The sequence below is a fragment of the Pseudomonas quasicaspiana genome (assembly GCF_021147825.1).
Classification (GTDB): domain Bacteria; phylum Pseudomonadota; class Gammaproteobacteria; order Pseudomonadales; family Pseudomonadaceae; genus Aquipseudomonas; species Aquipseudomonas quasicaspiana.
Map to the genome: position 1 here is coordinate 1 of NZ_JAGTPI010000128.1, position 1,258 is coordinate 1,258.

1 rRNA gene is annotated in these 1,258 nt (G+C 53.2%); it reads left to right on the forward strand.

Going from position 1 to position 1,258, the window contains the following annotated elements:
* Positions 1–1,182 (forward strand): 23S ribosomal RNA (locus KDX30_RS29400); the annotation flags it as partial.
* Positions 1,183–1,258 lie beyond the last annotated feature (76 nt).

Sequence of the window (1,258 nt, forward strand, 5' to 3'; positions counted from 1 at the left end):
AAGCATTTACTGCGTAAGCCCCTGCCGGTCGAAGATACCAGGCCGCTGCGACTGTTTATTAAAAACACAGCACTCTGCAAACACGAAAGTGGACGTATAGGGTGTGACGCCTGCCCGGTGCCGGAAGGTTAATTGATGGGGTTAGCTAACGCGAAGCTCTTGATCGAAGCCCCGGTAAACGGCGGCCGTAACTATAACGGTCCTAAGGTAGCGAAATTCCTTGTCGGGTAAGTTCCGACCTGCACGAATGGCGTAACGATGGCGGCGCTGTCTCCACCCGAGACTCAGTGAAATTGAAATCGCTGTGAAGATGCAGTGTATCCGCGGCTAGACGGAAAGACCCCGTGAACCTTTACTATAGCTTTGCACTGGACTTTGAATTTGCTTGTGTAGGATAGGTGGGAGGCTTTGAAGCGTGGACGCCAGTCTGCGTGGAGCCAACCTTGAAATACCACCCTGGCAACTTTGAGGTTCTAACTCAGGTCCGTTATCCGGATCGAGGACAGTGTATGGTGGGTAGTTTGACTGGGGCGGTCTCCTCCTAAAGAGTAACGGAGGAGTACGAAGGTGCGCTCAGACCGGTCGGAAATCGGTCGTAGAGTATAAAGGCAAAAGCGCGCTTGACTGCGAGACAGACACGTCGAGCAGGTACGAAAGTAGGTCTTAGTGATCCGGTGGTTCTGTATGGAAGGGCCATCGCTCAACGGATAAAAGGTACTCCGGGGATAACAGGCTGATACCGCCCAAGAGTTCATATCGACGGCGGTGTTTGGCACCTCGATGTCGGCTCATCACATCCTGGGGCTGAAGCCGGTCCCAAGGGTATGGCTGTTCGCCATTTAAAGTGGTACGCGAGCTGGGTTTAGAACGTCGTGAGACAGTTCGGTCCCTATCTGCCGTGGACGTTTGAGATTTGAGAGGGGCTGCTCCTAGTACGAGAGGACCGGAGTGGACGAACCTCTGGTGTTCCGGTTGTCACGCCAGTGGCATTGCCGGGTAGCTATGTTCGGAAAAGATAACCGCTGAAAGCATCTAAGCGGGAAACTTGCCTCAAGATGAGATCTCACTGGAACCTTGAGTTCCCTGAAGGGCCGTCGAAGACTACGACGTTGATAGGTGGGGTGTGTAAGCGCTGTGAGGCGTTGAGCTAACCCATACTAATTGCCCGTGAGGCTTGACCATATAACACCCAAGCAATTTGCGACATGCCTTGATAAATGAAGGCAGGGCCAGATTGCGGTGACTGTGAAGACGACAC